The organism is Streptomyces globisporus (assembly GCF_003501885.1).
Lineage (GTDB): Bacteria > Actinomycetota > Actinomycetes > Streptomycetales > Streptomycetaceae > Streptomyces > Streptomyces globisporus_D.
Genome location: NZ_QWFA01000256.1, coordinates 1 through 7581 on the forward strand (window position 1 = coordinate 1; position 7581 = coordinate 7581).

The 7581-nt window shown below is 74.3% G+C and carries 9 protein-coding genes; 4 read left to right on the forward strand and 5 right to left on the reverse strand.

Features of this window, described 5'->3' with window-relative positions; genetic code table 11:
- The 4 genes from D3105_RS30920 to D3105_RS30935 all read right to left on the reverse strand — a co-directional run.
- Positions 1-1095, reverse strand: a 1095-nt coding sequence (locus D3105_RS30920) for a TIGR04222 domain-containing membrane protein (RefSeq protein WP_118906216.1), incomplete at its 3' end; no start/stop codon positions are given.
- Positions 1096-1100: 5 nt separating this feature from the next.
- Positions 1101-2447, reverse strand: a complete 1347-nt coding sequence (locus D3105_RS30925; protein WP_118906210.1) for a DUF692 domain-containing protein — start codon at positions 2445-2447, stop codon at positions 1101-1103.
- A gap of 122 nt (positions 2448-2569) precedes the next feature.
- Entirely contained in the window at positions 2570-3316 is a 747-nt protein-coding gene (locus D3105_RS30930) for a DUF4142 domain-containing protein (protein WP_206272994.1), read from the reverse strand.
- A 202-nt stretch (positions 3317-3518) separates the two neighbouring features.
- Positions 3519-4247 (reverse strand): aminoacyl-tRNA hydrolase, encoded by a 729-nt coding sequence (locus D3105_RS30935; RefSeq protein WP_118906212.1) that lies wholly within the window; start codon positions 4245-4247, stop codon positions 3519-3521.
- A gap of 71 nt (positions 4248-4318) precedes the next feature.
- On the opposite strand from D3105_RS30935, the gene D3105_RS30940 reads away from it, so the two are divergent.
- Genes D3105_RS30940 through D3105_RS30955 form a run of 4 tightly spaced genes read left to right on the forward strand, consistent with a single transcriptional unit; the run spans position 4319 to position 6802 of the window.
- Entirely contained in the window at positions 4319-4993 is a 675-nt protein-coding gene (locus D3105_RS30940) for an AIM24 family protein (RefSeq protein ID WP_032777597.1), read from the forward strand.
- Between the two features lie 2 nt (positions 4994-4995).
- Positions 4996-5931 carry an ABC transporter ATP-binding protein gene (locus tag D3105_RS30945; protein ID WP_206272992.1) on the forward strand — a complete coding sequence of 312 codons (936 nt, stop codon included), beginning with the start codon at positions 4996-4998 and terminating at the stop codon, positions 5929-5931.
- Positions 5928-6596: an ABC transporter gene (locus D3105_RS30950; RefSeq protein WP_118906213.1), complete on the forward strand. Its 669-nt coding sequence runs from the start codon at positions 5928-5930 to the stop codon at positions 6594-6596. Before D3105_RS30945 ends, D3105_RS30950 begins: the two co-directional genes overlap by 4 nt.
- Before the next feature lie 14 nt (positions 6597-6610).
- Positions 6611-6802: a hypothetical protein gene (locus tag D3105_RS30955; RefSeq protein ID WP_118906214.1), complete on the forward strand. Its 192-nt coding sequence runs from the start codon at positions 6611-6613 to the stop codon at positions 6800-6802.
- Between the two features lie 19 nt (positions 6803-6821).
- Here D3105_RS30955 and D3105_RS30960 read toward each other — a convergent pair.
- Positions 6822-7581, reverse strand: a 760-nt coding sequence (locus D3105_RS30960) for a polysaccharide deacetylase family protein (RefSeq protein ID WP_240647088.1), incomplete at its 5' end; no start/stop codon positions are given.

Below are 7581 nucleotides of genomic sequence, written 5' to 3' on the forward strand. Positions count from 1 at the left end.
GCCCCCACAGCTGGATCCGCCCCCGCCCCCGCCTCCGCAGCTGGAGCCGCTGGAGCTGCCGCAACTCGACCCGCCCGAGCCTCCGCAGTTCGATCCGCTGCCGCCTCCGCACCCGGACCCCGAGGAGCACCCGGAGCCGCCTCCGCAGCTCGATCCGGAGCCGCCCCCGGTCGACCCGCCGCAACTGGAGCCACCGGGACCGGACGCGGCGCACCAGACCGTCGCCACGCCGACGGCGGTGACCCCCGTCGCCGTGGACCCGCCGACGCGCCGCCCGGAGGACCGCCGGCGCGGCGCGCCCAGCCGTGCCGCGGCCATCAACTGGGCCCGGCGCGGCGCGCCCAGCCGTGCCGCGGCCATCAACTGGGCCTGGAACACCGGGTCCGGCAGGGCGCGCAGGCCCAGGGTGGCGACGAGATGGGCGGGGGTCACCACGTGGGCGTAGGCGGCCCGGAACGACTGGGCGGCGTGGCGCCCCGACGCCGTGAGGCGGCCCGCGGAGGAGTTGGCGACGATCAGCCCGATGAACGAGCCGATCACGATCGCGGGCAGCATCTTCATGATGAACGGGACCGAGAAGTCCAGGGAGTCGTCCGTGGCGAACTGGGCGAACGTCAGCAACAGGCTCAGCGGCAGGGCGACCAGGCACACGGTCCCCTGGGTCAGGCCCCACCGCCGCAGCGGGCGGAGCCGGTGGGGCGGCACCAGCAGCCCGCGCGCCGCGAGTCCGTCGCCGACCTCCTGGACCGCCGGGTGCCGCATCACCGCTTCCCGCAGGACGTGCAGGGCGCCGTTCGGGGCGGCGGCCAGCTCCTGGAGCACCGCGCGTTCCACCGGGTCGTTCGCCTGCGCCCGCTGTACGGCGACGATGCCGGGCCCGCCGACCGCCAGCCGGCCGTCCGCGTGCAGGGCGGTCAGGGCGGTGTCCACGACCCTGGCCGGACCGCCGTTCAGGAACGCGACCTCGTACACGTCGTGAAGGGCGACGCCGGGGCCCGGAGAGGGGCGGCGGGACCGCTCGGCCACCGCTTTGGCGACGAGCAGCACCGACGAGACGACGACCGCGAGGGTCGCCAGCAGAGCGAGCGTGTTCATGGCGGTCACTTCCCCACGAGGACGGCACGGGCCGCCCGGACCAGACGGGTGGTGCGGCGCGGGGGCCGGGCGCCCGACCGATCCTGCCACCAGTACGTCAGCCGGCGCCGCGCCGCCGGATCGGCCGGGCCGCCCGCGATGAGCACGTGCTCCGCGAAGTCCAGGGCGTCCCGGCGGTAGCCGCCGGACATCGGGCGGCTCCCGGCGTACGCGAGGAACGCGGTGCGGTAGCCGTTGCCGAGGATCTCCGGCAGTTCGGGGGCCACCTTGGCGACGACGTCGGAACGCTTGGCGGCCAGCGCCCGGCTCTGCACCCGCAGCCGCCGGTGGTCGAAGCCCGCGGGGGCGGGCGTTCCGGCGACCAGGGCGGAGAGCAGGGCGGTCTGCGCGACGGCGGTACGGTCACGGGTGGCGGCGGGCACGGGGGCGGTTGCGGCCGTACGGGCCCCGGCGCCGGCGGTGTCGTCGGACGCGGGAGCGGGGTCCGGTCGCGGGCCCGGGCTCGCGACCGGACCCGGGTTCGCCGAGGGCGCCGCCTTCCGCAGCGTCGCCCGGATCGCGTCGAGCTCGCCCGCCAGCTCCGCGCCCGGCGGGAAGGCGTCGTCCCGCTCCAGCAGCACGCCGGGCGGATCGACCCGGGAGCGCAGCTCGGCCAGCACCTCCAGGACGGGTTCGGACACCGGGTGGGCGTGCGTGTCGTGCCAGACGCCGTTCTTCTCGACCCCGCCCGCCACATGGACGTACGCGATGGCCTCCACCGGCAGCTCGTCCAGCGCCTTCGCCGGGTCCTGGCCGAGGTTGACGTGGTTGGTGTGCAGATTGGCCACGTCGATCAGCAGCCGTACCCCGGTCCGCTCGACCAGCTCGGCCAGGAACTGCCCCTCGGTGAGCTCCTCGTCCGGCCAGGTGATCAGCGCGGCGATGTTCTCCAGGGCGAGCGGCACCGGCAGCGAGTCCTGTGCGATCCGCACGTTCTCGCAGAGCACGTCCAGCGCGTCCCGGGTGCGGGGCACCGGAAGCAGGTGCCCCGCCTCCAGCCTCGGCGACGCGGTCAGCGGCCCCCCGGCCCGTACGAACGCGATGTGCTCGGTCACCAGGGGTGCCCCCAGCAGTTCGGCGCGCGCCGCGAGACCGGCGAGCCGGTCGGGGTCGGGACGGTCCGCGCCGCCGAGGCCGAGCGCCACCCCGTGCGGCACGACGGTCACCCCGCGCTCCCGCAGCCGTACCAGGGAGTCGGGAAGGTGGTCGGCGCAGAGGTTCTCCGCGACCGCCTCGACCCAGTCGATCCCGCTCAGCGACTCCACATCGGCCGCGATCTCCGGCCGCCAGCCGATACCTGTACCCAGTTCCATGACGCCCCCCGTCCCCCTGCTCACCTCGTTCTGTTCAGGGGTCATGGCCCCGTCGCGCGGCGATGAACCCGACCGGAGGGACGTTCAGAGCTTCATTTGAGGTTCCGGACCCGCCGCCGTCGTTACGGCATCGGCATCATCGTGGGCGGCACCGGGCGCGAGGTGAAGGACTGGTCGCCGGTCGGCGTCGCCGGCACCGGGGCCAGCGGGGCCTGGCCGTCCCGGGGCATCGACGGGCCGGAAGGACTGGACGTCGACCCGCTCACCGCTTCGCGCGCCAGGGCGTCGAAGTCCACGAACCCGGTGGCCTCCAGCATGGTGATGTGGTCCAGCACGGTCTGGTTGGCGTCGCTCGCCAGCTGCCGGATCAGCGTGTTCCGGGTGGTGTGGCGGACCTGGCCGATCAGGCCGAAGACCTTGCCGTGGGCGGCGCGCAGGATATTGGCGAACTTCCGCTCGTACTCGTCCCCGCTCGCCGCCGTCAGCTCCCGCAGCCACTCCTGCTGCTGGGTGGTGGGCTGGTTGGGCAGCTCCACCCCGAGCTTCGCCGCGACGTCCCGGGCCCGCCGGTCGAGGTCCGTGTGCCCGACGACGAGGTGGTCACCGGCGGCCTTCGTCGCCTCGCTGGGCGCCCGTTCGATCGCCTGCTGCCCGGCGGGCAGCTCCCACAGCCCGGCGAGCCGCACCTTGACCAGGAAGTCCCGGTCGGTCGCGGAGAGCGGCCCCCACTGGGTGGCCACACTGGACGCGTTGAGATTCGCCTCGCCGGTGCCCGAACGGTCCGCGTAGGACCAGACGGGGAACGCGAGCGCGCAGACTGTGGCGACCAGCGCCGCGATGATGAGGGCCGTGCCGTTGATGCGTCGCAACAAGGTGTCTCCCGGGCCGAGGCGTGACAGCGTCGATCGAACAGGCGTCAATCAACCGCCAATCGACTGGCTGTGCAGGCTACTTGGCGGTAGTGCCGATAGGGCAGTACCGGGAGATACGTAAGGGGAACCAGGAACGTTCAGCGCGTGGGCGATGTGGTCGCGGCTCCGCGACGGGGATCCGCCGCGGTCGCCGTCCCGTTCAGCGGCGCAGCGCCGGGTGGTCGGCGATCACCGTGCAGGAGCCCGGGGCGATCTCGGTGAACCCCGCGTCGCGCACCACCGGAAGCCCGCTCGCCGTCAGCTCCCGCCAGCGCTCCGCCCCGGGGGTGGCCACGGAGAGCGGGAACCCGGCCTCGCGCCAGGCCTTGCGCTCGGTCTCGGACAGCTCCCACCAGACGAGCTGCGCCCCGTGCCCGGCCTGGGCCATCGTCTTGCCGGCCGACATGTCGACATCGGGGTTCAGCCACAGGACCGGGCCCGAGAGATCGGGCGCGGCGGGCGGCTCGGGGTCGTCCAGGTCGGTGCCCGACACCTGGAGCTTGGCCAGCTCCTTGGGCCAGCCGTCGAGCGGGATCGGCGGGAACACCCGTACCTCCGAGCCCTCCTCGCCCGTCACCGTGATGCCGTCGAGCGCCGCCGCCTTGCGCCACTCCGCACCGCGCGCCCGGCGCACGACCTTGCGGATCCGGGCGTCCTGCCAGTCCCGCATCGCCGCCGCCCACTCGCCGTCGCCCAGGGACCGCTCGTCGGAGAGGATCGTCAGCACCGCCCGGGCGGCGGCCCGCAGCGCGTCGGTGCGGGCGGGCGGGTCCGTCTTCTCCAGGTGGAGCACCAGGGGCAGCACGAACTGCGGTGCCTGGTCGCGGTCGGTCGGGCCGCTGCGGAACGGGCTCCCGGAGGCGGGGGAGGGGGTGTCATGGCTGGTCACCGTCCCAGTCTGCCAGGCGGACGAGGTCACCTGCTTGGCGGAACGACCGGGTCCGGGTGAGGATGCTCCGCATGAAGAGCGATCTCTTTTCCAGCGAGCACATGGCCCAGCCGGCCACCGCCCCCGGGATGACACTGCAGAACGCCAAGTCGATCAAGTACGCCGTCAACGGGGAGATGCACGCCCGGCAGGGCTCGATGATCGCCTTCCGCGGCAACCTCCAGTTCGAGCGCAAGGGCCAGGGCATCGGCGGCATGCTCAAGCGCGCCGTCACCGGCGAGGGCCTCGCGCTGATGGCCGTCCGGGGCCAGGGCGAGGCCTGGTTCGCGCACGAGGCGGCGAACTGTTTCATCGTGGAGCTGGACCAGGGCGACTCGATCACCATCAACGGCCGCAACGTCCTCTGCTTCGACCCCACGCTCTCCTACGAGATCAAGACCGTGAAGGGCGCCGGAATGGTCGGCGGCGGCCTCTTCAACAGCGTCTTCACGGGTTACGGCAAGCTCGGCCTGATGTGCGAGGGCACCCCGATCGTGATCCCCGTGACGGCCGCCCAGCCGGTGTATGTGGACACGGACGCGGTCGTCGGCTGGAGCCAGCAGCTCACGACCAGCCTGAACCGCTCCCAGAGCGTCGGCTCGATGGTCCGCGGGGGCTCCGGCGAGGCGGTCCAGCTGATGCTCCAGGGCGAGGGCTTCGTCATCGTCCGCCCGAGCGAGGCCAGGCCCGAGAAGACCTCCAACTGACCTTGGACCTACGGGGCGTGGGGCACCGGTACGGTCTCGCCGGCACGTGGGTGCTGCGCGGGATCGACCTCGCCCTGCCCGCGCGGGCCCTCGTCCGCGTCGAAGGCGGCAACGGCGCCGGAAAGTCGACCCTGTTACGGCTCCTCGCCGGGATCGAGGCTCCCGCCGAGGGGCGGATCACCGGCCGCCCGGCCCGTACGGCGTACGTCCCCGAGCGTTTCCCGGCGGCGCTGCCCCTGACCGCCACCGGCTACCTCGTCCACCTCGGCCGCATCCACGGACTGCGGACGGCCGAGGCGAAGCGGCGGGCGGGGGAGTGGCTGACCCGGTTCGGGGCGGCGGAGCACGCCCGTACCCCGCTCGCCGAACTCTCCAAGGGCACCAGCCAGAAGGTCGCCGTCGCCCAGGCGCTGCTCGCCGCGCCGGACCTGCTGGTCCTCGACGAGGCATGGACCGGGCTCGACACCGCCGCCCGGGCCGAACTCGACCGTGCCGTGGCCGAACGCGTCGCGGGCGGCGCCACCGTCGTCTTCGTCGACCACGACCCGCGACGGCTCGCCGGTGCGGCCGACCTGACCCTGCGGATGGGGGACGGCGGCGTGAACCGGGCGAAGCCTTCGACGGCAACGCGCCCCGTCCCCGGCCCCCGCGTCCTGATCGAGGCGGAGGGCCCGCCCGACGCGGCGCTGCCCCGGGACCTGCCGGGCGCCCCGGTCCGGGAACGAGGGACGGGTGTGGCCCCCGACCTCGTACGCCTCACCGTCCCGAAGCCGTACTCCGACGCCCTGCTGACGGCCTTGCTGACGGCTCGTCCGCCGTGGCACATCCGGCAGGTGGCCCCTGTCGACGCCGCCCATGCCCTCGACGCACCCGAGCCGACGGGGCCGCCCGGGCAGGCTGAGGTATCCGAACAGGCCGAGGTGTCCGAAGCGCCATGACCGCTCTCCTTCGCTACCAGGCCGCCCTGCTCGCCCGCTCCCAGCGCTGGACGGCGCCTCTCCTGCTGTACGCGGCCGTCCTCGCCGTCGGCGTACAGAGCGGCCAACCCGTGCTGGGTTCGCTCGGTTTCGCGGCCGCCGCCCTGCTGCCCGTCACGGCGTGGGCCGTCCACCTCTGCGTCGGCCAGGAGCCGCCCGCGGCCCGGGCGGTCGCCTCGGCGGCCGCCGGACCCCGGCGGGTCCACCTGGCGGCGCTGCTCACCGCCACCGGCTGTGCGGCGGTGCTCGCCGGGGCGACCACCGCGGTCGTCCTGCTCGTCAGCAGCCCGGCCACCGACAACGGCACCCACGCCGTCTCCCGGCCGGCCGCCGCGCTCGCCGGACTGCTCGCGGCCCTGTGCTGCGTGTTGCTGGGCGCGGCCGTGGGGGCGCTCAGCACCCGCCCGGTGCTGCGCCGCCGGGGCTGGTCGGTCGCGGCGGCCGTCCTCGGCTCGCTCCTGGCGCTCGTGACCGCCGGATCCCCGGCGCGGTACGCGGTCACCGCCCTGGTCACCGGATCGCGGACCGGGACGTTCGACCCGCCCGCGCTGCCGTCGCTCGGGGCGGCGGCCGTCGCCGTAGCTGCAGCGTTTCTCGTCTGCCGGATCGCCGCCCGACGCGGGTGAGTAGGCTCGGGGACGTGGACGAAACGTACTGCGAGACCCCGGGGCGGATCGCGCCCGCCCCGCCCACCGGGACCGCCGAGGGCCCTCCGTACGCCGAGTGCGTTCTGTGCCGCGAACCGACGGAGCACCCGGAGTCGACGAAGGGCGCCACGCTCTGCCCGGTCTGCACCTGGCAGGAGGCGGGCCGCACGGCCTGCTCCGGCTGACTGACGACCCGGCCCCGGCTCAGGCGCCGTCCTCCATCAGCTCCGACACCTTCACGAACCGGTAGCCGCGCTCGCGCAGCTCCGGCACGATCCGGCGGACCGCCGCCTCGGTGGCCGGGGCCGCGCTGCGGGTGCAGTGCATCACCACGAGCGAGCCCGGCCGGACCCCGTTCAGCACCTGCTCGGCGACCGCGTCCGCGTCCGTGGCGAAGGCGTCGCCGCTGACCACGTCCCACTGGACGGCCGTCACGTTCGCCGGGGCCAGGGCGCGCAGGGCCGTGTCGTCGTAACAGCCGCCGGGGAAGCGGAAGTACGGCACCACGTTCCGCACCCCAGCCTTCCGGAACGCGGTGAAGGCGCGTTCGACGTCGCGGGTCATCGCGTTCTTGCCGACCACCGGCAGCCCGTAGCAGGGGGAGCTGAACGCGTGATGGCTGTAGGAGTGGTTGGCGACCTCGAACAGGGGGTCGGCGCCGATCGCCTTCGCCTGGGCCGGGTACTCCTCGGCCCAGCGGCCGGTCATGAAGACGGTGGAGGGCACTTTCAGCCGGCGCAGCTGGGCGACCAGCTCCGGATTGTCGAACCGCTCGCCCGAGGCGGCCCGGGGGCCCTGATCGGCCGTCATGTCGGCGTCGAAGGTGAGGGCCACGACCTTCTCCGCCGAGCCGCCGCCCGCGCCCCTGCCCCCGCCCGTCGTTCTCCGTTCGAAGACCGGGGTGCGGCCTGCGGGGCCCGGGGCCATCGTCGGCGGCTTCTTCGGGGCGGGGGAGGCCGAAGCG